Genomic DNA, 24,004 nt, shown 5'->3' with positions numbered 1-24,004 from the left:
ACTGAACAAGTTGAAAAAAGATTCAATTAATTGAATTTATCTTCTAAATATTACACAACAATAAATAACATATAATTTTAAAAAATTATGAAAGCTTTTTTTGAAGGAATACAATACTTATTCGTTAACATTTTGTTTGCTCCTCTTGACTTTTTACGTCATTTAGAACTAAAAACTTGGTTTGGTGCAAACACTATCAACTGGATTTTTATGATTATCTGTTCTGCAGCAATCGTATATTGGATTAAACAATTACGTATTTTTGATGCTGCAGGAACTGAAAACCAAGATACAACGGCTCACTCTTTCTTAAAGTAAGTCGAAGCCGATATCCTTTCTAAAATACATCTTATCAAAACTTAGTTTATCTATGTTTTGGTAAGATTTTTTTATGGCCTGTTGAAAATCATCTCCATAAGATGTTACAGCAATTACACGTCCTCCATTAGTAACGACATTTTCGCCATCTAATTTTGTTCCGGCATGAAAAACTATCGAATCTTGAATATTTTCTAAGCCCGAAATTACTTTTCCTTTTTCGAAATCTTCAGGATATCCACCAGAAACAACCATAACAGTTGTTGCGCTTCTTGGATCAACTTCTAAATTGAAATCTCCTAATTTTTGATCTGCAACAGACAAAAACAATTCTACTAAATCTGATTTTAATCTCGGAACAACCACTTCAGTTTCAGGATCTCCCATTCTTACGTTATATTCAATAACAATTGGTTCTCCTTTTACATTGATTAATCCAATGAAAACAAATCCTTTATATTCAATTCCGTCTTTTTGGAAACCTTCAATAGTTGGTTTTACGATACGAGTTTCAATTTTTTCCATCAAAACGGCATCAACATAAGGAACTGGAGAAACTGCTCCCATTCCGCCTGTATTTAAACCTGTATCTCCTTCTCCAATTCGTTTGTAATCTTTTGCCGTTGGAAGAATTTTATAGCTTTTTCCGTCAGTTAAAACAAAACAGCTCAATTCGATTCCGTCCAAAAATTCTTCAATAACAACTTTTGAACTTGCTGTTCCAAATTTTGCGTGAACCAACATGTTGCGTAATTCTGTTTTTGCTTCTTCAAGATCCTGAATAATCAAAACTCCTTTTCCTGCTGCTAAACCGTCTGCTTTTAAAACGTAAGGAGGCTGTAATGTTTCTAGAAATTTGCATCCCTCTTCAACTGTTTCAGCAGTAAAACTATCATAAGCCGCAGTTGGAATGTTATGTTTCATCAAGAATTCTTTTGCAAACTCTTTACTTCCTTCTAATTGCGCCCCAAGTTTTGATGGCCCAATAACCGGAATATGTTTTAAACTTTCGTCGTTTTTAAAATAATCATAAATCCCTTTAACCAATGGATCTTCTGGTCCTACGACTACTAAACTTATATTTTCTTTAAGCACTAATGCTTTTACTGCTTCAAAATCAGTAGCAGAAATAGCAACGTTTTCTGCAATTGCTGCAGTTCCTGCATTTCCTGGTACTACAAAAAGTTTATCGCAAAGCGGACTCTGAGTCATTTTCCATGCGAAAGCATGCTCTCTTCCGCCTGATCCCAATAGTAAAATTGTCATGTGTTGTTGAATTTTAGTTGTGGTGCAAAAATAGTCGCTTTTAACCGTATATAATAATTTTTTTTACTTACTTTTGGCGTTAGTAATGCAAAAGGTATGATAATCTCATTTGGGTCGAAAGAAACTGAAAAAATTTGGAATCGTATTGTTGTCAAAAAACCTTCAATTGAAATACAGCAAATTGGCAGAAGAAAACTTAGAATGCTTCATAATTCTCAAAATTTAACCGACTTAAGAATTCCACCTTCTAACCGTCTTGAAAAATTGAGTGGTAATTTAAAAGATTTTTACAGCATTCGAATCAATAATCAGTGGCGAATAATTTTTGTTTGGGAAAATGGAAATGCTTCAAATGTAGAAATTATCGATTATCATTAAAATGAATTAAAATGGAAAAATTAAAAAATATACATCCAGGAGAAATTTTAGCAGAAGAATTTTTAATTCCTCTAAATATTACACCTTATCGTTTATCTAAGGATTTGAAAATTCCACAGACAAGAATTTCTGAAATCATTAAAGGAAATCGAAGAATTACTGCTGATACCGCTTTGCGATTAAGTCATTATTTTGGAAATTCTGCTAAATTTTGGATGGGATTACAAGACGACTTTGATATTGAAGAAGAAGAATCAAATAAAGGTCAGGAATTAAAATCAATTAAGCGTTACGATTTAAAAGAAGCGGTTTAATGATTCGCCTTTTTGATCTTTCTCTCCAATTTAATGGCTTTCCGATAAAGGAAGCAAAAACTGAATTGGATAAAATTGTTCATTTTTCTGAAGAAGAATATGTTTTATTTCTTGAAAACAAAAAGAAAGAAATAGTTGATTTTCATTTAAATAATAATTCTTTTTACAGTGATTTAGTTGGAAATAAAAAGATTGAAAACTGGAATGATCTCCCTATTCTCAACAAACAAAATCTCCAAAAACCTCTTGAAGAAAGGCTTTCAAAAGGATATTCTAAAAAGACGATTTACCTCAACAAAACTTCCGGATCGAGCGGAACTCCTTTTGTTTTTGCAAAAGATAAATATTCGCATGCTTTAACCTGGGCATCTAATATTATGCGTTTTGGCTGGTTTGGTATTGATTTTAATCATTCGTATCAAGCTCGTTTTTACGGAATTCCGATGGATTTTATCGGCTATCAGAAAGAACGTTTGAAAGATTTCCTTACGCATCGTTTTCGTTTTCCTGTTTTTGATTTATCCGATGAAATTCTGGAAAAATTTCTACAGAAATTCAAAACTAAAAAATTCGATTACATCAACGGTTATACAAGTTCGATTGTTTTGTTTGCTAAATTTTTAGAACAAAAAAATATCTTTTTAAAAGAAATCTGTCCAACTTTAAAAGCTTGTTTTGTTACTTCGGAAATGCTTTTTGAAATGGATAAAATACTATTGGAAAAACAATTTGGAATTCCAATTATCAGCGAATACGGCGCTTCTGAATTGGATTTAATTGCTTTTGAAAATCCTCAGGGCGAATGGCAGGTAAATGCCGAAACACTTTTTGTAGAAATTTTAGATGAAAATAATAATCCTGTTCCACATGGAACAGAAGGAAAAATTGTGATTACTTCTTTATTCAATAAAGCGAATCCTTTTATAAGATATGAAATTGGCGACATTGGAATTTTGGACGAAAAAAGTACTCCGCAAAAACCAATTCTAAAAAAACTCATTGGAAGAACCAATGACGTTGCCATTTTACCTAGCGGAAAAAAATCGCCGGGTTTGACTTTCTATTACGTAACCAAAAGCATAATTGAAGACGATGGAAACGTAAAAGAATTCATCATCAAACAAACTAAAATAGATACTTTTGAAATTGAATATGTTGCTGAAAAAGAGTTAGTTTCAAAACAAATTCAAAAAATAAAAGAAGCTATCGATTTATATTTAGAACCTAATTTAAACTTTACTTTTACTAGAAAATCTGTTTTAGAAAGAACCAATCGTGGAAAACTCAAACAGTTTAAATCTTATTTAATAATATAAATAAAATCTTACATTTGTTTTTTTTAACTAAAAACTTATGAGCGATCATTCTCTGCTTTCAGAAGAAACAATTTCTAATAAAATATATTTTATCCGGGGTCAAAAAGTGATGCTTGATCGTGACCTGGCTTTACTTTATGGAATAGAAACAAAACGATTAAAAGAACAAGTAAAAAGAAATTTAAATCGCTTTCCAATAGACTTTATGTTTCAACTTACCAAAATAGAATTTGAAAATTGGAGGTCGCAATTTGCGACCTCCAATTCTGAAAAGATGGGTTTGAGACATACTCCAATGGCATTCACAGAACATGGTGTTTTAATGTTGTCAAGCATTCTAAAAAGTGACAAAGCCATTCAAACCAACATTCAAATTATGCGAATTTTCACGAAAGTGAGGCAAATGCTTTTAGATACAACTGAAATTAAAGTTGATATTTTGCAGATTCAAAAGAAGTTAGAGAATCATGATAAAAATATAGAACTGGTTTTCTCTTATTTAGATGAGTTAACCGAGAAAAAAGAAAATGAACCTGAAAGAGTGAAAATTGGTTACAAAAAATAATTTCTTTAAGGTCACAAATTGTGACCTTGAAGAATATTCCAAACTTGATGTCACAAATTGTGACATCAAGTTTAAATTTAAATTTTACTACACGACATAAAAAAATTGGCGGTCACAAATTGTGATCTCCAATTTTTTTTATTTCTTCAAGGTCGCAAATTGCGACCTTAAAAAGTACTAAACTTTCTTAATATATTTTGGTTTGATTACCAACTGAGTAAACAAAAATCTCATCATCAATAAAATAGAAAACACAAAATTATATCTGTGAAAATTTCTGTAAACACCAAAATTGTGTTTTATCAATTTGAATTTTGAAGATGAAATAGAATTTTGTCTAATTCTATAAAAAGCTAAAGACTCCGGAACAGCTTCTGCACTTTTTATTTGTTTTAAAATCGTAAGCCATATTCGCCAATCTTGTCTTTTTTCGGAAGATTCTAATTTAATTTTTCCAAAATATTCAGCATCGTAAATAGCTGTTAGATTACCTACATAATTGCAAAAGAACAACTGTTTATAAATCAATGGCTGTGGTGCTTCTACTCTTCTGTTTAAATTATTTCCTTCTTCATCAATAGAATCGTAATAACTAAAAGTAAAAGGCTGATTATTTGTTTTTAAAAAGTGAATCTGCTTTTCTAATTTGTCTGAAAACCATACGTCATCGGCATCCAGATAAGCAATGTATTTTCCGGAAGCTTTATCTAAAGCTGCATTTCTGGCAAAACCATTTCCTGAATTTTTTTCTAGTTTGAATAGTTTTATTCTGGAATCTTTTTCAGTAAACTCTTCTATAACAGAAACCGTTTTATCAGTCGAGGCATCATCAACCAAAATCATTTCCCAGTTTTCATAAGTCTGATTTTGAACCGATTCGATAGTCGCTCTAATGAACTTTTCAGTATTGTATGTGGGTGTTAAAATAGATACTAAATCGTTCATTAGATTTATACTTTCAGAAACTGAATATTATTTTATGTAGCTTGAAAAATCTTTATGCTCTTCTTTTGCCAGTTCTTCAGGAGATAATGATTTGAAATATTCGTATGTAATTTTCATTCCTTCGGCGCGGCTTACTTTTGCTTCCCAGCCTAATAATTCTTTCGCTTTTGTGGTATCTGGCTGACGCTGCAACGGATCGTTTATTGGCAGCGGATGATAAACAACTTTTTGGTTTGTTCCTGTCAGTTTTATAATTTCTTCTGCGAAATCTTTAATTGTGATTTCATCAGGATTTCCAATGTTTACAGGATATACATAATCTGAATGCAATAATCTAAAAATTCCTTCTACTTGATCATCAACATAACAGAAAGAACGAGTTTGCATTCCATCTCCAAAAATGGTTAAATCCTCTCCACGAAGTGCCTGCCCAATAAAAGCAGGAATTACACGTCCGTCGTTTAATCGCATTCTTGGTCCATACGTGTTGAAAATACGAACAATTCTCGTTTCTACGCCGTGAAAAGTATGATATGCCATTGTTATCGATTCCTGAAAACGTTTTGCTTCATCATAAACACCGCGAGGCCCAATTGTATTTACGTTTCCGTAATATTCTTCTGTCTGCGGATGAACCAGCGGATCACCATACACTTCTGAAGTTGATGCGATCAAAATTCTGGCTTTTTTAACTCTCGCTAATCCTAATAAATTGTGTGTTCCTAACGAACCAACTTTTAAAGTCTGAATTGGGATTTTTAAATAATCTATAGGACTTGCCGGCGATGCAAAATGTAAAATATAATCTAACTCGCCCGGAATATGAACAAACTTGGTAATATCATGATGATAGAATTCGAAGTTTTCTAGTTTGAATAAATGTTCAATATTTTTAAGATCTCCGGTAATCAAATTATCCATCCCGATAACAAAATATCCTTCTTTTATAAATCTGTCACACAAATGTGATCCTAAAAATCCTGCCGCTCCGGTTATAAGTATTCTTTTCATGATAAGTTTATAAATTACGATTTTCTGATCTATTTGCAGAATCAAAAAACAATGCGCAAATGTAATAAATAATATATCCTCAAATTATAATTGAAGATCTTATTAATAAAGAAGTTTTTAATTTTCGGCTCACAATTAATCATAATTTATCTATTTTTACGGCCACTTAAATCCACTGTTTTGAAAGTTGTACATGTTATTGAAGCTCTTGGCGGAGGCGTTTATACTTATTTTAGAGATTTATCAACTTTCTTTGGAAATGATGAAATAGCTAAAAATATTGACACCACAATTATTTACAGCGGAAACCGAAAAGAAATTGACCCACATAAAATAAAATCTGAGTTCTCTAATGGAGTAAATCTAATTCAGGTTAACATGGTTCGGGAATTATCCCCTTTAAAAGATTTAAAATCAGTTTACAAACTTATTAAAGAGCTTAAAAGGATAAATCCAGATGTTATTCATCTTCATTCTTCAAAAGCTGGCGTTTTAGGCAGGATTGCTTATTTTTTCTTATTCAAAAAAAAGAAACTTTTTTATACGCCGCACGGATATTCGTTTTTAAGAAAAGATATCTCAAATCCCGTTCGTAAAATTTATTGGTTAATTGAAAAGAATTTTCAAAGATTATTTGGAGGAACAACTGTTGCTTGTGGAGATACTGAATTTGAAATTGCTAAAGAAATTGGTCAATCAAAATTGGTTCGAAACGGAATTGACAGCGAAAATGTTCGGGAATTTTTTATTGAACCCAAAAATGAAAAATTAACTATTGGTATTATGGCCAGAATTACGGCCGCCAGAAACCCTGATTTATTTAATCAAATTGCTTTAAGATTTCCGGATTTTAATTTTGTATGGATTGGAAATGGTGAATTAATATCTTCAATTACAGCTCCAAACATAAAAATTACAGGCTGGCTTTTTGATCGAAAAATGGCTTTAAGAGAGCTTAATAACATCGACATTTATCTGCAGACTTCTGTTTGGGAAGGATTGCCTATTGCAGTTTTGGAGGCAATGGCAATGCAAAAACCTGTAATTGCTACCAATATTATTGGAAATAAAGATGCCGTTTTTCATAATAAAACCGGTTTTTTATTTAACGAAATTACGGAACTTGACCATTATTTTGATATTCTGAAAGATCCTGAAACGAGAAAACAGTTTGGAGAAAATGCCCTTGAAAGATGCCTTGATTTATTTAATAAAAACAAAAATTTTAAGGATCTAATTGCTATTTACCGAGAGTAATTTTTGCTGTAGCCAATAACTTCCAAAAACAGAAAACCAAAATCCGCTAAAGGCAATTCCATCAAATCGAAGTAAAAAATCATCAATTAAATTTGAGGTAAAAAAGATCAGGAAAAATGAAATGATGATCGCATTTTTTAAATCATATCCCAGACAGCCAATTGTAAAAATATAAAACGCAACTACGAGAGGACCGAGAACTCCAAATTTTAATAAAAAGTCCAGAAACTGATTGTGTGTTGGGAATTCATATTTGGCTAAAAACTTCTGATTTGTTTCTTTGTAATATTTATTTAATTCCGGTTTTCCATCAGATGCTCCAACTCCAAAAGGAAGGTTTTTAAGTGATAATTCCCAAGCTGATTTCCAAATTGAAACTCTGGTAACCAATGAATTAAAAACTTTAATTTCAGGATGGTCAATTTCGTCCAGCTTCCCTACTTTATCCATATATGCAAAAGTAACTGTTGAATATTTCTCTTTCATATAAGGATCTTTCTGAATAAATAAATAAAGAATTCCAAAAAGTAAAACTAAAAGCGCTGTGGAAATTACAAAGAGTTTTTTTAGATTGAATTTTGCTCTGATTTCTAAAAACAAAACAATTAAAAAACCGGCAAAAATATTTCCTAACGCCATTCTGGTATTCACGAAAAGAACAAAGAAAAAGGAAAGCAGAAATACGACAATCCAAAATATTTTAGTTTTCAAATTCTCGTGCTGACGAAATGTATTAAACACAAAATAAAAAGCACAAACGCATACAAAAGCCAAATGCATGTTTAGTGCCGGCGCATGAATTCCTATACTATCCGCAAATTGATATCCCATTTCCCATAAATGAATTCCGTTTAGGTATTTCTGCATTAATTCCGGAAAAAACAAATTAAATCTGATGAAGAAAAAAAGCAATATTGAAGTTGTAGCAATAACATACGTTTTGAGTAATTTTAAAAAGCTTACACGTTCAAAATTGCCAATAATAAAAAGTGGAAATACAATTAACGAAGTACTTTTTTCAATGGCTTTTAATCCTTTTGAAAGGGAATCATTATTCCAGAACATAAGCAGCTCTAATAAAACCGGAGAAGCAGCACATGTCATTAAAATCAATGCTTTTTTTGAATATTTCAGCTTTTTATAAAAAACTAAATTAAATGCCGCAAATAGTATTATAAGTAAAGAACATGGCTTTCTGAAAATCATTGCAGCGGCAATCAGACACAAAAAAACATGAAAGATTTTATTGAAGTTTTTTTCGGAAATGTTCATAATACAATGCAAAATAAATTAATGGAAAAATACCTGTTTTGTGTTTAACTGCCGAACCCAAATCGGGCTCAAAAATACCCTGAATTATAAAAAAAGAAAGCAGGATAAAAAGTGCAAAAAGTTCGTACTTATACGTTTCTCTCTGCTTTAAACATTTTGCAAAACGAACCAGCAAAATATAAGACAGAAAAAGCTGCCAGATAACAAAAACAAGAATTTGCGGTGAAAACAAATGTTTTAATCCGTTTACAGGAAGATTTACAGTAAAAAATCCATAGACAACAGCAATAGCTTCTCCGTACCAGGTATCAGGTTTTACAGGCGGAACAATCATAGAATTTGCATCTGCAGCACCAATTCTGGTATTATTTACAACCTCCCGGCTTATTTCAGAAAAATACTGCCCTTTTATGATTCCGTAACTTAAGGATAGAAAAAAGGCAATTATTAATCCATAAAAAATGGTAGTTAGAACTTTATTTTTAAAGTTAATAAAGCTTATTAAATACATTCCGTAAGCAATTATAGGAATCAGAGCGAAATAAGGTCTGTATAAGGCTCCAAAAATCACTAACAATAGAAATGAAACAAGGAGCGTTTTTTTAAACGAATACTGCTTATTTACGCACATAAAAACAATTGGTGTAATAAACAGAAAAGTAATAAACTCTTTTGATGGCATTGATATATAAACTGCCATCATAAAGATTCCTAAATACACCAAAATATTTTTTACATTTATTTTTTCGAAATTATCCGGAATTCCAATTTTATAAAGGATGAACATTAATATCGGAAATTGCAGTAATGCTATAACCGGAAATGGCAAATACCGAAGTCCTGTAATTTTATAAAACAAAATGGTAAGCGGATAACTGCCAAAATATCCTATTTCGTTTCCTTTATCAAAAGCAATAATAGCCGCATCATAAAAGAATCTTGGCGGTAAAACAAAAAAAGCAGCAAAAGCAACAACAAGGTTTGCCAATGCAATAAGCAGAAAAGCAGCTTCGCTTTTTTTGATTACGGTTTTCATTTATGGTGCTTTAATTTAAAAAAATCCTGATTTTATCTTTTCTATAAATAACAACTGCCGAAACAAAATTCCAGAAGAAAGAGCTTGAAAAATAAGCAATTGCTGCTCCGTTCATTCCGTAAATTGGAATCAAAAATCGGTTTAAAAGAAAATTAATTATAACAGCGGCAATTAAAATAATCTGGAAAATATGCTGCCTTCCGGTCATATTCAAATAAACCGGAGCCGAACCAAATATGGAACAAATTCCCTGACCAATTATTAAAATTAAAAAAGCCTGCTGAGCAGCAATATACTGATGTCCGAAAAATGACAAAACATATTCAGAAAAAATACTGATCAACGCAATTACCGGAGCTGTAATACAGAATATTAATCGGGCGCTGTTTCTTACTACTTTCCTTAATTCCGCAATATTATGACTTGAAAATAACTCGGCTATTTTTGCCGAAACGGTAATGTTTACTGTTAAAATAATAACAGAAACTATGGTCATAATTTTTACACCAACAGAATAAAAAGCAACCGTTTCGTCATTTCGGTATTTTTTTAAAAACATGATATCAAAACACATTAATAAAAACAAGGCCATTCCGCTAATCGCAATTGGATAGGATTTTGTGAAAATTTCTTTTTTAGTGAAAATTTCAGCCGTTTTAATTTCTTCTGTTTTTTTAAAATATATTAAAACAAAAATGGTGCTTAATAGTGCCAAAATCACAAAGCCAACTAAAAACACATCGACTAAATAGGTTTCTTTATGCCAATAAAATAAAAGGATTGAACCTATTATGAGCGGAATATATTTTAAGATATTTCGAAATAATTCGGCAATATATAATTTATCTAATGCTCTGAAAACCTCGGTGTTAAAAAGCGATAATCCATAAAAAAATAATGTTGCCGTTCCTTTTAAAAGTATGTAATAAACCTCATCATCTAAAAAATAATGGTTTATTCCTTTTTCATCAATACATAAAATGATTATTAAGGATGATATTGAAGCTGTAAAAAGCATAAATACCATTTTTGCATATACTTTTTTAAGCTGCTCGACTGCATTTTTACTTACCAAAAAACCTTTGAAATATAAAATAGACTGATCAAAACCCAGCATGCAGATACTTCCGGCGGCCAGTAAAAAGGAACGTACAAAATCGTATTGTCCTACTAATTTCGGACTGTAGTTTTTTGTTAAAAAAACGGTGAAACCAAACAATAAAAGAACTCCAAATATCCTCAAAAACAAAGTACTTAAACTTTGTTTCAGGAATGAATTTTTAGATATTCTTTCAACTATTTTATTCGGTTTCAAATGAATATTATTTAGCTTGTGATTTCAAAAGCTGTTTGCTATAAAACTTTTTAAATAAATGAATTAGAACAAAAATGAAGATGAAAAAAAGCGGAAATAAAATTTTAAAATTCCCGTTTGTAATTTTAGTATTGTTGATGTTCAAAGTCGAATTAATTTCCTTAATCGCCTTGTTATAATTCATCAGTTTTAATCTGTTCTTACCTTGTTCAAAAATCAAATATTGCTTTGTTTTAATAATATCGTTAAGCTGCGTGTTTTCATTATAATAAACCAGCTTATCATTTTTTGCCCCGTTTTTTACAGTGCTCGAAAAACCATTTAAAACCTGATCTATTTGCGATATAATTGTATCATTTTGAACAATTTGCTGTTCTAAGTTTTTATATCCTATTTTTTGAAGCGCATTAAAATATTCTGAACTGTTTAGATATTTTAATAATGGCTCAACAATATCTTTTTCACTTGTATTGGTATTTGAAACAAATGAAATAGTGTGAAAAGTATAGTTCTTACTCGTAACATTATCTTCTAAAACTTTGTTGACTTCGCCAACCTCAGCCATTAATTTTATAAGCTCAAAATTCTGCTCTTTGTCTTCAATAAATTTATAGACATCGGCGATTGGTTTTATCTCAATTTTTTTGATTGATTTTGGATGCTGAATGCCTACAACATTTTTCAGGAAAACAGTATCTCCGGAAGCAATCTTGGCCTCGATTAAATCAATTTTTGTGTACAGATAATCTACGCTTCCAAAATTTGGTGTTACAATAACCTTGTTTTGAAATGATTTTTTACTTGAATCCAAATACCAGCCTAATCCAAATCCGAGAATTAACAGAATTAAAACGATAATCCAGTTTCTGATAAAAAACTGGATTGATCGAAAAATCATAGCGTTTATTCTATCGAAAAAACTGCCAACACTTTTCGAAAGCTGAAAAATATCAATTTCCTGATCTGTATTATTTTGGGGTACATTTGTACTCATTTTTTGTTTTATTTGATGTTGAAAATCTGTTCTAAAATCTTAATTGTAATCAAATAAGTTGGTTTTACACCCGTTGTTCCTAATCCTCCCGAAGCCAGTGTACTTCCGGTTTCAAGCGGATTATCCGAAGCATAATACGCATAACGAACTTTAATATCCTGTGGCACACTTTTTCTAATTTTTGATGCCGACTGAATAGCTTTTTGATAATAAGACCCTTCCATTTCAAGACCAATTACACCCCAGGTCGATTCATGGAAAAATTTCAGTAAATCTCTGTTTTGAAGTGAAGTTCCTAAAACGGTAACCATCGCACCTTCATAAATATCGATATCATTTCCTTCAAACATGGCGCCTGTTAATTCATTTTCGAAGAAATAATTATCTGCTGTTCCTTCGTTAATATGCGCAGTCGGAATCATGATATCGCCTTTTCCACCTTCCAAAATTCCGGCTTTACCCATAATCGAAACCGATTTTACATTTAGTAAAGTTTCTTTTTTAAATGGTTTTAAAAGTTCATCGATTGTTTCATAAGCCTGCTCTCCAAAGGCGTAATCCATTACGATAATTACTGGTTTTTCTTCGCCTACATTAGCGTGTGAAAATGCTGTTTTTGCCCAGTCGATTTTGGCTGTATCAAAAATCTGAACGTCAATATTCGTTCCCGAAGTGTCAGGCAATGAAATCATTCCGTTTTTTAAAGCTAATTCTTCAACCTGACCTCTGATTTCTTTTGACCCTGAGCCGCTTAATTCTTCATAAATAAAGAAATCATTTTTGCCTTTGTATTTAGATGTTAACAAAGGCGTTGCAAAAATAGAATTCATCACACTGTGCATATTGGCACTTATTACATGAATTGGCCTTTTTAAAAGATCGTTTGCTTTTAAAACTTCTTTGATGTTTGTCGCCCAGATTTCTCCATGAATGTGATGTCCTAAACGTTCACGTAAAACCGGACTAAAAGTGATAGTACGTTTGTTGTTTTCGACAATTTCTTCGATTGCTAATTTTCCTAACCAATAAATTACGTGCAGAAAACGATCCGGCGCATTTTCAGAACCAAATGCGTCGTAGATATCTAAAACTTCTTCGAAAGTTCTGGCTAATATATTGGCAACATGCGAAATCGCTTTTTCTTTTTCTATCTGCGAAAGCTTTTTGGTCTGTGTAATAGCTTGTTCCAGTTTTAACCAATCGCGAGAAACTTCTCCTCCGTCATCTATTAAAACACGGTTTTTGATTTTGTGCGATTCGATGAAAATAAAAGTCAAATGCGTCAGGATATCATAAATGTCTGAACGCCCGCGCGTGATTTCGACATTCATTTGTTCTTCGTCAATTCGATAGCAGTTTCTTCTTCTTTTTGGAGGAACAATTGGCTGGAAATGCGATTTAGAATAGCCTTCATCTGAAGTTAAATTGATGAATCGGCATTGTTCAATTCCTATCGGAAGACGTTCTATAACGTATAAAAGTCCGTTTAGTTCTACTTTTTCCTCAGCAATATTTCCGTAGATTTCCGGACGTAATGCTAATAATGATTCACGTAAACTATCGCCAGAAACTCCCATTGGTTTGTAAAAACCACGGTTGAATAAATGGCGCATTGTAATGTACATTTTTTCTATAGCTGCAGATGATTCCTGCGCTCTTGATCTTGATATATGTTTGGTTTCTTTCATTCTATTCTATATTTATAAACTCAAATGTAAGCAAATACACGGCATGCCGTGTATCTACAACATTATTTTTTAAAAAATCATTTTTATTTTGATTTATCTTCTTTTTTAAATTTATCCTTTGCCCAATTTTCCGGATTTGAAACAATATAATCAGAAATTCTTTGATAGTCATTATTGCTTCTAATGATATTGTCGTAAAATAATTTTTGCCATTGATGTTGATATCCTAATCTGTTGGCATGTTTGGTTACGGCAGATTTATAGGATCCAACAATTGACGAAATGGTGTTTTTTCCAATATTTTGGAACCGTGGAGACAGGACGTGTTGAGACAGTTGAGACAGGGCATGCCCTGTCTGTACGTTATCAATAATCAAAATCCCGTGAATATGATTTGGCATGACCACAAAATCACCCAATTCAACGTTTTTATGATGGATGGGAATTTGATACCACAATAGATCCGCAATAATGCCGACCTCTGACAAAACCATTTTATTATTTTGAATTTCTCCAAAATAATGTTTTCTGTCTTGTGTACAAATTGTTATAAAATAGGCTCCGTTCCAACCATAATCCCACCATTGCGCTCTTATTGAAGAAATGCGATATTTATTTTGAAATTTTTCTTTATTCATAATAACTTAATGCTGCTATCTTTTTTATTCACTTAAAAAGAGGCATTAACTTACAAATATAAATATTTTCCTACTTTAAATTATCCGCAATCTTTCTGTCATTCGACAATCTCGGAATTTTATTCTGTCCGCCCAATTTTCCTTGTGATTTCATATATTCCTGAAATCCATTTTTTGAAACTTTGCTAATGACAACCTTTCGCAAAACATTTCCGATGATCAAATCGTCGTAATAAATATTTTGTTTTCGCATCGAATTGTCTATCGCTTCCGCAAAAATTTCGATGTTTTCCGGTTCTTTTTCAAATTCTATTAACCATTCGTGATATGGCAAACCATTTGATGGCGTTATCTGCGGCGCAACCGTAAATTCGTTTATCACAATATCGGTTCCGGCAGTTGCTTCTTTCATGGCGTTTTCGACTTCATTCGCAATTACGTGTTCTCCAAAAGCAGAAATATAATGTTTGATACGTCCTGAAACTATAACGCGATACGGAGCCAAAGATGTAAATTGAATAGTATCGCCAATATTATAACCCCAAAGTCCTGCATTTGTAGAAACTATTAAAGCATAATTTACGCCCAATTCTACTTCACCAATTGTATAACGTTTTGGGTTTTCTGTAAAAAATTCATCTGCTTTAATGAATTCGTAGAAAATTCCGGAATTCAACAACAAAAGCATTCCTTTTTCTTTTTGAGAATCCTGATAAGCAAAAAATCCTTCAGAAGCTGGAAACAACTCAATACTGTCGACTTTTTTACCAATCATTTGTTCAAACTTGGCACGATAAGGTTCATAATTTACACCTCCGTAAATAAACAAATTAAAGTTTTTAAAGATCTCGCTTATCTTTTTCCCTCCGCTTTTTTCCTGTAAACGCTCAAAATACATTTGAACCCAGGACGGAATTCCTGAGATAACCGACATATCTTCTTTTATTGTTTCATTAACAATTGTATTTACTTTCATTTCCCAATCATCGATACAGTTGGTTTCCCAGGATGGCATTCTGTTTCTTTGTAAATATTTCGGAACAAAATGCGCTACAATTCCAGAAAGTCTTCCAAATTTAATTCCGTGTTTTTCAGTTAAAATTGGACTTCCCTGCAGGAATATCATTTTTCCATCTACAAAATCAGCATTTCCCGTTTCGTTTATATAATGCAGAATTGCATTGCGAGCGGCATTTACATGCGTTGGCATTGATTCTTTTGTAAGCGGAATATATTTTGCACCGGATGTTGTTCCCGAAGTTTTGGCAAAGTATAGTGGTTTACCTTTCCACAAAATGTTTTCTTCGCCAATTTTAACCTTTTCGATATACGCTTTTAAATCTTCGTAATCGCGAACAGGAACGTTTTTCTGAAAATCTTCAAATGTTTTTATTGAAGCAAAATTATGGTCTTTTCCAAACTCAGTTTCTTTGGCACTTTGAATCAGATTTTTAAAAACTTCTAATTGTGTTTCAACCGGTTTTTTTGACCAAGCCTGTGTTTGATTGTATATTTTGCGGGCAAATATTTTTGCTGCTATCGATTTAATTGACATTTTTTGTGGTATTATTTTTTGTCACTTTTCTTTTTCTTCGCATTACTTTCTCCTAAGTCTTTTTCAATTTTAGCCACTTCTTCTCTAAGTTTAATTTCTGCTTCAGAGGTATTCATGTCTGTATTTACGGGTTCATCAGCATCAGCAATTATAGAATCTTTACTGAATTTTGCATACTCTAACTGACCGTTTAAAACTTTTTGAATTCCTTTTATATAGGCTTCATTTTTTTTAAGCGCTGTTTCCAGTGAATCTGATTTTATGGCCAGTTTAGTAGCGTTTTTTTTTCAGCTGTGATGACGAATATCCCGGAATAAATTCTCTTAAAGGAGTAAAAGCAATGATAAAAGTAGTAACTAAAATTAAAAATATTCCGCCTAAAGTAAACGTAACGAAGACATTCATTAAAGTAAGCCTAAATGAAAAAGTTTCTTCAAAAGTTTCTTCATTCAAAATTACCAGTCGGTTTTTGATAAATAATTTTTTTCTGAAATTCCTTTTTTTCTTAGTCATTCGGGTAGTTTATACAAGCAAATATAGTAATTAATCGTCTTGTTAATAACTGATAAAAACTGCGAAAATTATTATTTCATTCATTTTATAAAATATTTAACGCAGTAATAAACAAATATTTTAATCTAAAAACTCTTGTTGTTCGTATATTCTATATACCTTTGCGGTGAAAATTAAAATCAATTTGCTTCGGCATTAAATATACAATCATGGGAAGATTAGGTCTTACAGAAATCCTTGTTATAGTAGGTATTGTGATATTACTTTTTGGAGGTAAAAAAATTCCAGAATTAATGAAAGGTTTAGGAAGCGGTATTAAAGAATTTAAAAACGCTGCTAAAGACGATCAACCTGCGCCTGCTAAAAAACAAGAAGAAGAACAAAAATAGTAACCTTCAACTTATTAAAAATCCCAGATTACAAATTGTAGTCTGGGATTTTTTTGTTTTCTATTTTTTGTCATTCCGGACGTTTGGAATTTGGTATTTCGAAAAATTGAAATTTTTATAATACCATCGTCAACTGAATTCTCTTTCTATCTTCATCAACCTCAGTTACTTTCACATCAACATGCTGATGTAATTTTACCACTTCATTTACATCGCTTACAAAACCGGCTTTTAACTGCGAAATGTGAACCAATCCACTTTCTTTGATTCCGATGTCAACAAAACAACCAAAGTTGGTAATGTTATTAACAATACCCGGAAGAATCATTCCTGTTTTTAAATCTTTAATCGATTTTACATTTGCATCAAATTCAAAAACCTTAGCCGATTTTCTTGGGTCTAATCCAGGCTTTTCAAGCTCTTTTATGATGTCTTTCAGCGTAAGCAAACCAATTTCTGGTGTAACATACTTTTCAGCTTTAATAAGAGATGTTTTTTCTTTGTTAGCAATTAAGTCATTTAAAGAAATATTCAAGTCTTTTGCCATCTTTTCTACAACCGGATACGCCTCCGGATGCACCGCCGAATTATCTAACGGATTTTTAGCATTAGTAATTCTAATAAAAGCCGCTCCTTGCTGATATGCTTTGTCTCCTAAACGCGGTACTTTTTTCAGCTCTTTTCGGTCTTCAAAAGGCCCGTTTTCAGAACGGTATTGTACAATGTTTTCGGCCAGCTTCTCTCCGATTCCACTCACATAACTTAATAAGTGTTTACTTGCGGTGTTAATGTTAATACCAACAGAGTTTACGCAGCGAATTACGGTACTGTCTAATTCTTCTTTTAATTTCGTCTGATCAACATCGTGCTGATACTGTCCTACTCCAATCGCTTTTGGGTCAATTTTTACCAATTCGGCCAACGGATCTGATAGTCTTCTTCCGATAGAAACAGAACCACGAACCGTTACATCATAATCTGGAAATTCTTCTCTCGCCGTTTTTGATGCTGAATAAACTGATGCCCCAGCCTCAGAAACTACGAAAACCTGAACTGGTTTGTCAAACGCAATTTTTTTAATGAAAAATTCGGTTTCTCTTGAAGCTGTTCCGTTACCAATAGAGATCGCATCAATATGATATGCATTTACCATCGAACGCACTTTTTTAATCGCCATTGATTCCTCATTTTGAGGTGCGTGCGGATAAATTGTTTCATTGTATAATAAATCGCCTTTTTCGTCCAGACAAACTACTTTACAACCGCTTCTGAATCCCGGGTCGATTGCTAAAATACGTTTCTCTCCCAATGGCGGAGCCAAAAGTAACTGACTTAAATTGTTAGCAAAAACCTGAATTGAGTTAGCATCTGCCTTAGCTTTGGCTTCCTGCAGAGTTTCGTTTCCAATCGCCGGATTTAATAAACGTTTATAACTATCTTCAATCGCTAGTTGCAAATGCGATGTCGAATTATTTTGTTTTTTAATGATGATTTCGTCAATAACATCGTAAGCATCGTCTATATCAACATCTATTTTCATTTTAATATAGCCTTCATTTTCAGCACGAAGCATTGCTAATAAACGGTGCGCCGGTGCTTTAGTCAAAGGTTCTTCCCAATCAAAATACTGATTGAATTTTTGTGCGCCTTCTTCTTCGGCTTTCTTTTTTACCACTTTTGTGGCAATAGTAGCTTTACGTTGAAACAATCTTCTTAATTGCTTACGAACATAGATATTTTCGTTAATCCATTCTGCAACAATATCTCTTGCTCCCTGAATTGCCGCTTCTTCGTTAATCACGTTTTCATTTAGATATTGCGTCGAAATAAAATCGAAATCAACATCGCTTTCAGACATCATTAATTTTGCTAAAGGCTCTAAACCAAATTCGCGGGCAACATCGGCTTTTGTTTTTTTCTTCTTTTTATAAGGAAGGTAGAAATCTTCTATTTCCTGTAAATCAAAACTTTCTTCAATTTTTTTCTTCAATTCTGGCGTTAAAGCCTTTTGTTCTTCGATAGATTTTAGAACGGCTTCTTTACGCTTTATAAGTGTATCATAATCTTTTTGAAGTTTTGCAATCTGCTCAATTACAGTTTCATCAAGATTTCCGGTTGCATCTTTTCGGTATCTCGAAATAAACGGAATTGTACAGTCTTCCTCTAGTAGTTTTACTGTGTTTTGAATACTGACAGCTGGCGCCTGAACAGACTTGGCAATGAATTGAATATTAGTCATACTTTTAATGAAATAAATTCTTAATTATAAGTTGATATAATTTACTTGTTAAAATTGTTTTGTAAATTGATCAAACATTTGGCTAAAATAATATCTTTGTTTTTAATTTTAAGCCAATGGAAATTTTTTTACTGTATTTTTTAGTTCTTAACATTTTTGTTTTTGTTCTTGCTGGGTATGATAAATATCAAGCCCGAAAAAACAAACGAAGAGTTCCCGAAAATACTCTTTTCTTTTTAGAATTAATAGGCGGTACAATTGGCTTATTAACAGCTATGTTTTTATTCAGACATAAAACGAGTAAAACTTCATTTATTGTCAAATTTATACTGATTTTTTTAATTCAGGTTGTTTTAATCTATCTCAAATTATCTGGCAAAATATAGATATTAACATTGTTGATAACCTCAAAAAAGCAGTTTTAAAAATAACTTAATTATTTGATTTTAAACATATTAAATAAAAAACCGGATGAATTTTAAAAATCCGCCCGGTGTGTTTTATCTATATTGGTGCGAAGCACCCGATTTTTTTGACGATTTACGAACAAGCAATCTTATTAACTCTATTTTGGTGTCTTCCGCCTTCAAATTCTGTACTTAAAAAAGTTTCAACAATCTCAACCGCCTGATGAATAGAAGTAAAGCGTGCCGGAATACTCACAATATTAGCATCGTTGTGTAAACGTGTTAAATACGCAATTTCTTTAGTCCAGCATAAACCAGCTCTTACTTTCGGGTGTTTATTAACAGTCATTGCAATCCCGTTTCCGCTTCCGCAGATTACGATTCCAAAATCGGCTTTTCCTTCAGATACGTCATTCGCAACTGGGTGTCCAAAATCAGGATAATCAACAGAAGCATCTGTATCAGTTCCGTAATTCGTTACTTCATAGCCTTTTGCTTCAAGCATAGCAACAATTGCTTTTTTATATTCTGGTCCTGCGTGGTCGTTTCCTATCGAAATTTTCATTTTCTATACTATTTAGTTGTGTTATGCAAATTTACTTAATAAATAGATGTTTGCCACGAATTACGGTAATTTTCACAAATTTTTTTCTTTTTAGGAACTATATCAACAAAGCAATTATATTTAGTAGACATTCGAGAAATTCTTGGCATAAAAATACAAATCACAACTATCTTACTATCAAAACCTTATCAGTTATTAACAATTTTGATAACTCTATAAGTATCTCATAATCAATAAAGAATAAACATAATATTTGTTAAAATTTTGAGGTGTTGATATGAGTTTGTAATTCGTTGATATTCAGTTAACTTTAAATTAACAGGAAATGTTAATAAGTATGAAAAGAAAATTAGAAGTTTTTTTTGGTTGTTTAAAAAAAATACTTAATCCAAAACCGGAATGAAATATGCAAGAAAAGTTTCGTGAATTTTTAGAAAAGTTATCAATATCAAAAATACCATTTTCAACAACTATTAACATATCAACTTATCTACAAAATGAATCCATTTTTAGTTGTCAACCGTTGTTAATTAAAATACAAAAAGTCTTATAAATTAATCATTTAACTAAAAATAACTATGTTGATAACTCAGAATAAATAAGTAAAACGAGATTTCAATGGCTTCAGAAAAAAAATTATTCGACATATTAACACACTATAATAACCATCAAATTTTTTAAATTTTTAAAAATTCTTTTTTGTTGTATTTAATATATGTTGAAAACTAAAAAAGTTGAAAATGAAAAAAATTTTTTTGAGTTTGAATTTTACCTTGTTTGTTTTTGTTTTTGAAGTTTTGTTTCAGACGATTTTGAGAGGATTGTTGAGATTATCGAGAATTTCCTGAACTTGTTCGAAATCGTCCGGATGAACTTTGAGTTTGATTCCGCCCAGCGCATTTGAGTAAAGCGGCATTACCGAAAGCGTTATTTCGTTTTCAAAAAAATATGGAATTTCTTCCTGTTCTAGTAAGTGTTTGAGAACCACTGTTTCGTGCAGATAATTGAAGACTGCAATGGTTTGAAAGCTATCCATAAAAGGTGTTTTTGTAAATGTACGAAAAGTTATATTTTTAATAATTCTATTTGTTAAAAAGTATTATCTGATTTCTTATTTGTAATTTTAAACCTTATAAGAAAAGATTTATGAGTAAGAAAATTAGAAAGCCGATAAAAAAAGACAAAGATTTCTCTGGAAAAATACTAAAAATTTTATCGCAAAATGCTAATAAACCATTCAATTATAAACAGATAGCAGCTAAGCTTGAACTTGATGATACAAAAAGCAGAAATCAGATTATAAAAGATCTGAAACTTCTGGCTGCTCAAAAGAAGATTATAGAAACAGAACCTGGTAAATATTTGGTAAAAGCAATAAGCCAGGATTACTACGAAGGCACAATAGATATGACGAGCAGAAAAACGGCATATTTTATTTGTGATGAATTTGAAGAAGATGTTTTTATTCCGACTAATAATTTGAATCGTGCATTAGATAAAGACAAAGTAAAAGTTTATGTCTATAACAGAAGAAAAGGAAAAAGACCTGAAGGTGAAGTAATTGAAGTTCTTGAAAGAGATAAAACAGAGTTTGTAGGTGTAATTGATATGCAGCCAAATTTTGCTTTTGTTTCTACAGCAAATCCTAAAATGTACACTGATATTTTTATTCCAAAAGATAAAATTGGTGAAGCAGAAAATGGTGATGTTGTTTTAGTTAAGATTGAAGACTGGCCAAAAAGAGCCGATAGTCCGTTTGGATCTGTGATTCGTGTTCTTGGAAAACCCGGAGAACATAATACAGAGATTCATGCCATTTTAGCGGAATATGGTTTACCTTCAGATTTTCCGGTAGAAGTAGAGGTTTTTGCACAAAAACTGGATACTTCGATTCAGGAATCTGAAATTGCAAAACGTCGTGATATGCGTGATACACTTACGTTTACGATTGATCCAAAAGATGCAAAAGATTTTGATGATGCCTTGTCTTTCAAAAAGTTAGAAAACGGAAACTTTGAAATTGGAGTTCATATTGCCGATGTTTCGTATTATTTGGAAGAAGGAACAATTCTGGATGACGAAGCATATCAAAGAGCAACTTCGGTTTATTTGGTCGATAGAGTAGTGCCAATGCTTCCTGAAGTTTTATCAAATTTTGCGTGTTCACTTCGTCCGAATGAAGAGAAATATACTTTCTCTGCGATATTTGAAGTTTCGCCAACAGCTCAGGTTATTAATCAATGGTTTGGAAGAACGGTGATTTATTCAGATCAGCGTTTTGCTTATGAAGAAGCACAATATATCATTGAAACAAAAGACAATACAATTCCGGTTGATATTTCTATTACCGGAGAATCCTATATTGTTTCTGATGAAATTAGAGAAGCTACTTTAAAACTAGACGAATTAGCTAAGATTTTAAGAAAGAAAAGAATGCAACAAGGTGCTATTTCTTTTGATAAAGTCGAAGTAAAATTCAATCTTGATGAAGCGGGAGAACCAGAAGGTGTTTACTTCAAAATATCAAAAGATGCCAATCATTTGATTGAAGAATTTATGCTTCTAGCTAATAGAAAAGTAGCAGAATATATTGGTAAACAAAAGAAAACCTTCGTTTACCGTATTCACGACGAACCAAATGAAGATAAACTTATTGCAATGCAAACCGTAATTGCTAAATTTGGTTATAAGATTGATTTTAGAACAAAAGGCGATATAGCCAAATCAATTAACACTTTGATGGAAGAAGTAAGTGGTAAAAAAGAGCAAAACCTAATTGATACTCTTGCCATTAGAAGTATGAGTAAAGCCAAATATTCGACAGATAATATTGGACATTATGGTTTAGCTTTTGATTATTACAGCCATTTTACATCGCCAATTCGTCGTTATCCAGACGTTATGGTTCACAGGTTGTTACAATATTATCTGGATGGAGGAGCTTCTGTAGATGAAGAAGAGTACGAAACTAAATCTCTGCATTGTTCAAATATGGAAAACTTAGCAACAAATGCAGAGCGTGACAGTATCAAATACATGCAGGTTAAATACATGCAGGATCACCAAGACGAAGAATTTTTGGGAGTTATTTCTGGTGTTACCGAATGGGGAATTTATGTTGAAATCGTTTCTAATAAATGCGAAGGAATGGTAAGAATCAGAGAAATAAAAGATGATTATTATACTTTCGACGAAAGACAATATGCTTTGGTTGGAGCAACTTCAAACAGACTATTGCAATTGGGAGACGAAATTTATGTGAAAGTTAAAAATGCCGATTTAGTTAAAAAACAACTGGATTTTCATTTTTTAAGAAGAGCAGAATAAGTATTAATTAATAAAAAATAAAAGTATGAAAAAGCTAATTATTGGAGCAGTAATTTTATTTGCACAAATGTCTTTTGGTCAGGTTACCAAAGAATTAGGAGATTTTGATACCGTAAAAGTTTACGACAAATTAAGTGTAAAATTAATTCAGTCGTCTGAAAATAAAGTTGTTATAAAAGGTGTAAGGGAAGCTGAACTGGAAGCTGTAAATAAAAATGGCGTTTTAAAATTAAGAATGCCTTTTCCTAAACTTCTTTCAGGAAATGATCTTGAAGTAACTTTGTATTATAAACATTTAGAATTGATTGATGTTAATGAAGGAGCTGAAGTTATAAGCAAAGAAGCTATAAAAGCAACTTCTTTTAAAGTTAGTGCACAGGAAGGTGGAAAAATTAATGTAGATTTGAACGTTGATAAGTTAAAAGTAAGTTCTGTTTCAGGAGGAGAAATTACGGCAACAGGTAAAGCAGATAATCTTGATGCGAGTTTAGGAGCCGGGGGTTATTTCCTTGGAAGTAAATTGGCCACTTCTCAAACGAAAGTAAGCGTTTCTGCGGGCGGAAAAGCCGATGTTAATGCTTCGACCCTTGTCGAGGCAAAAGTAAGCGCAGGAGGCTCTATTTACATTTATGGAAAACCTAAACAAATCAATCAAAAAACAGTATTAGGAGGTAAAATCGAAGAAGTAAAATAACA

The 24,004-nt window shown here is 32.0% G+C and carries 23 protein-coding genes and 1 pseudogene; 10 read left to right on the top strand and 14 right to left on the bottom strand.

Annotated elements, in window-relative coordinates; all coding sequences use genetic code 11:
* The first annotated feature begins 87 nt into the window (after positions 1-87).
* Complete coding sequence (locus tag ABDW27_RS12280) at positions 88-318, top strand: hypothetical protein (protein ID WP_053472999.1); 231 nt, start codon at positions 88-90, stop codon at positions 316-318.
* On the opposite strand, the gene purD is transcribed toward ABDW27_RS12280, so the two are convergent.
* Positions 310-1,584 carry a phosphoribosylamine--glycine ligase gene (gene purD / locus ABDW27_RS12275; protein WP_343696176.1) on the bottom strand — a complete coding sequence of 425 codons (1,275 nt, stop codon included), beginning with the start codon at positions 1,582-1,584 and terminating at the stop codon, positions 310-312. The genes ABDW27_RS12280 and purD overlap by 9 nt on opposite strands.
* Before the next feature lie 96 nt (positions 1,585-1,680).
* Here purD and ABDW27_RS12270 point away from each other — a divergent pair, with 96 nt between their 5' ends.
* Genes ABDW27_RS12270 through ABDW27_RS12255 form a run of 4 tightly spaced genes read left to right on the top strand, consistent with a single transcriptional unit; the run spans position 1,681 to position 4,157 of the window.
* Complete coding sequence (locus tag ABDW27_RS12270; protein ID WP_343696175.1) at positions 1,681-1,962, top strand: type II toxin-antitoxin system RelE/ParE family toxin; 282 nt, start codon at positions 1,681-1,683, stop codon at positions 1,960-1,962.
* 11 nt (positions 1,963-1,973) lie between these two features.
* Entirely contained in the window at positions 1,974-2,276 is a 303-nt protein-coding gene (locus ABDW27_RS12265) for a HigA family addiction module antitoxin (RefSeq protein ID WP_343696174.1), read from the top strand.
* Positions 2,276-3,592, top strand: coding sequence for a phenylacetate--CoA ligase family protein (locus ABDW27_RS12260; RefSeq protein WP_343696173.1), 1,317 nt, complete (start codon positions 2,276-2,278; stop codon positions 3,590-3,592). Before ABDW27_RS12265 ends, ABDW27_RS12260 begins: the two co-directional genes overlap by 1 nt.
* A 37-nt stretch (positions 3,593-3,629) precedes the next feature.
* A complete protein-coding gene (locus tag ABDW27_RS12255; RefSeq protein ID WP_343696172.1) occupies positions 3,630-4,157 on the top strand; it encodes an ORF6N domain-containing protein in 528 nt (175 codons plus the stop codon).
* Positions 4,158-4,334: 177 nt separating this feature from the next.
* On the opposite strand, the gene ABDW27_RS12250 is transcribed toward ABDW27_RS12255, so the two are convergent.
* On the bottom strand, positions 4,335-5,102 hold the full coding sequence (locus ABDW27_RS12250) for a glycosyltransferase family 2 protein (RefSeq protein ID WP_343696171.1): 768 nt from the start codon (positions 5,100-5,102) through the stop codon (positions 4,335-4,337).
* 27 nt (positions 5,103-5,129) lie between these two features.
* On the bottom strand, positions 5,130-6,113 hold the full coding sequence (locus tag ABDW27_RS12245) for a UDP-glucuronic acid decarboxylase family protein (RefSeq protein WP_343696170.1): 984 nt from the start codon (positions 6,111-6,113) through the stop codon (positions 5,130-5,132).
* A 180-nt stretch (positions 6,114-6,293) separates the two neighbouring features.
* On the opposite strand from ABDW27_RS12245, the gene ABDW27_RS12240 reads away from it, so the two are divergent.
* A complete protein-coding gene (locus tag ABDW27_RS12240) occupies positions 6,294-7,370 on the top strand; it encodes a glycosyltransferase (RefSeq protein ID WP_343696169.1) in 1,077 nt (358 codons plus the stop codon).
* Here ABDW27_RS12240 and ABDW27_RS12235 read toward each other — a convergent pair.
* The 8 genes and pseudogenes from ABDW27_RS12235 to ABDW27_RS12200 all read right to left on the bottom strand — a co-directional run bounded on the left by ABDW27_RS12235 (position 7,347) and on the right by ABDW27_RS12200 (position 16,381).
* Positions 7,347-8,474 (bottom strand): O-antigen ligase family protein, encoded by a 1,128-nt coding sequence (locus ABDW27_RS12235; protein ID WP_343696168.1) that lies wholly within the window; start codon positions 8,472-8,474, stop codon positions 7,347-7,349. The two genes, ABDW27_RS12240 and ABDW27_RS12235, sit on opposite strands and share 24 nt — an antisense overlap.
* Before the next feature lie 139 nt (positions 8,475-8,613).
* Positions 8,614-9,678, bottom strand: a complete 1,065-nt coding sequence (locus tag ABDW27_RS12230) for a hypothetical protein (RefSeq protein ID WP_343696167.1) — start codon at positions 9,676-9,678, stop codon at positions 8,614-8,616.
* Between the two features lie 10 nt (positions 9,679-9,688).
* Positions 9,689-10,993 (bottom strand): MATE family efflux transporter, encoded by a 1,305-nt coding sequence (locus ABDW27_RS12225; protein WP_343696166.1) that lies wholly within the window; start codon positions 10,991-10,993, stop codon positions 9,689-9,691.
* 7 nt (positions 10,994-11,000) lie between these two features.
* The gene (locus ABDW27_RS12220; RefSeq protein WP_343696165.1) at positions 11,001-11,987 is read right to left on the bottom strand and encodes a hypothetical protein; all 987 of its coding nucleotides are present in this window, start codon (positions 11,985-11,987) and stop codon (positions 11,001-11,003) included.
* Positions 11,988-11,995: 8 nt separating this feature from the next.
* Entirely contained in the window at positions 11,996-13,675 is a 1,680-nt protein-coding gene (locus ABDW27_RS12215) for a hypothetical protein (protein ID WP_343696164.1), read from the bottom strand.
* 83 nt (positions 13,676-13,758) lie between these two features.
* On the bottom strand, positions 13,759-14,313 hold the full coding sequence (locus ABDW27_RS12210; RefSeq protein WP_343696163.1) for a transposase: 555 nt from the start codon (positions 14,311-14,313) through the stop codon (positions 13,759-13,761).
* Between the two features lie 70 nt (positions 14,314-14,383).
* Entirely contained in the window at positions 14,384-15,868 is a 1,485-nt protein-coding gene (locus tag ABDW27_RS12205; protein WP_343696162.1) for a GH3 auxin-responsive promoter family protein, read from the bottom strand.
* A gap of 11 nt (positions 15,869-15,879) precedes the next feature.
* A pseudogene (locus ABDW27_RS12200) lies at positions 15,880-16,381 on the bottom strand (peptidase).
* Between the two features lie 209 nt (positions 16,382-16,590).
* On the opposite strand from ABDW27_RS12200, the gene ABDW27_RS12195 reads away from it, so the two are divergent.
* Positions 16,591-16,770 carry a twin-arginine translocase TatA/TatE family subunit gene (locus ABDW27_RS12195; protein ID WP_012023109.1) on the top strand — a complete coding sequence of 60 codons (180 nt, stop codon included), beginning with the start codon at positions 16,591-16,593 and terminating at the stop codon, positions 16,768-16,770.
* 115 nt (positions 16,771-16,885) lie between these two features.
* Here ABDW27_RS12195 and ABDW27_RS12190 read toward each other — a convergent pair whose 3' ends face one another.
* Positions 16,886-19,009, bottom strand: coding sequence for a Tex family protein (locus tag ABDW27_RS12190; protein WP_343696161.1), 2,124 nt, complete (start codon positions 19,007-19,009; stop codon positions 16,886-16,888).
* Positions 19,010-19,125: 116 nt separating this feature from the next.
* On the opposite strand from ABDW27_RS12190, the gene ABDW27_RS12185 reads away from it, so the two are divergent.
* The gene (locus ABDW27_RS12185; protein WP_343696160.1) at positions 19,126-19,395 is read left to right on the top strand and encodes a DUF1294 domain-containing protein; all 270 of its coding nucleotides are present in this window, start codon (positions 19,126-19,128) and stop codon (positions 19,393-19,395) included.
* A 154-nt stretch (positions 19,396-19,549) separates the two neighbouring features.
* On the opposite strand, the gene rpiB is transcribed toward ABDW27_RS12185, so the two are convergent.
* Entirely contained in the window at positions 19,550-19,981 is a 432-nt protein-coding gene (gene rpiB, locus ABDW27_RS12180) for a ribose 5-phosphate isomerase B (RefSeq protein WP_343696159.1), read from the bottom strand.
* Between the two features lie 802 nt (positions 19,982-20,783).
* Complete coding sequence (locus tag ABDW27_RS12175) at positions 20,784-21,017, bottom strand: DUF2007 domain-containing protein (protein WP_073415146.1); 234 nt, start codon at positions 21,015-21,017, stop codon at positions 20,784-20,786.
* Between the two features lie 110 nt (positions 21,018-21,127).
* Here ABDW27_RS12175 and rnr point away from each other — a divergent pair, with 110 nt between their 5' ends.
* Both rnr and ABDW27_RS12165 read left to right on the top strand, forming a co-directional pair.
* Positions 21,128-23,308 carry a ribonuclease R gene (gene rnr / locus ABDW27_RS12170; protein WP_343696158.1) on the top strand — a complete coding sequence of 727 codons (2,181 nt, stop codon included), beginning with the start codon at positions 21,128-21,130 and terminating at the stop codon, positions 23,306-23,308.
* A 25-nt stretch (positions 23,309-23,333) separates the two neighbouring features.
* Complete coding sequence (locus ABDW27_RS12165; RefSeq protein ID WP_343696157.1) at positions 23,334-24,002, top strand: head GIN domain-containing protein; 669 nt, start codon at positions 23,334-23,336, stop codon at positions 24,000-24,002.
* The last annotated feature ends 2 nt before the right edge of the window (positions 24,003-24,004 follow it).

This window comes from Flavobacterium sp. (assembly GCF_039595935.1).
Classification (GTDB): domain Bacteria; phylum Bacteroidota; class Bacteroidia; order Flavobacteriales; family Flavobacteriaceae; genus Flavobacterium.
The sequence above is the reverse complement of the archived record's forward strand: the minus strand, read 5'-3'. Positions and strand labels throughout refer to the sequence as shown.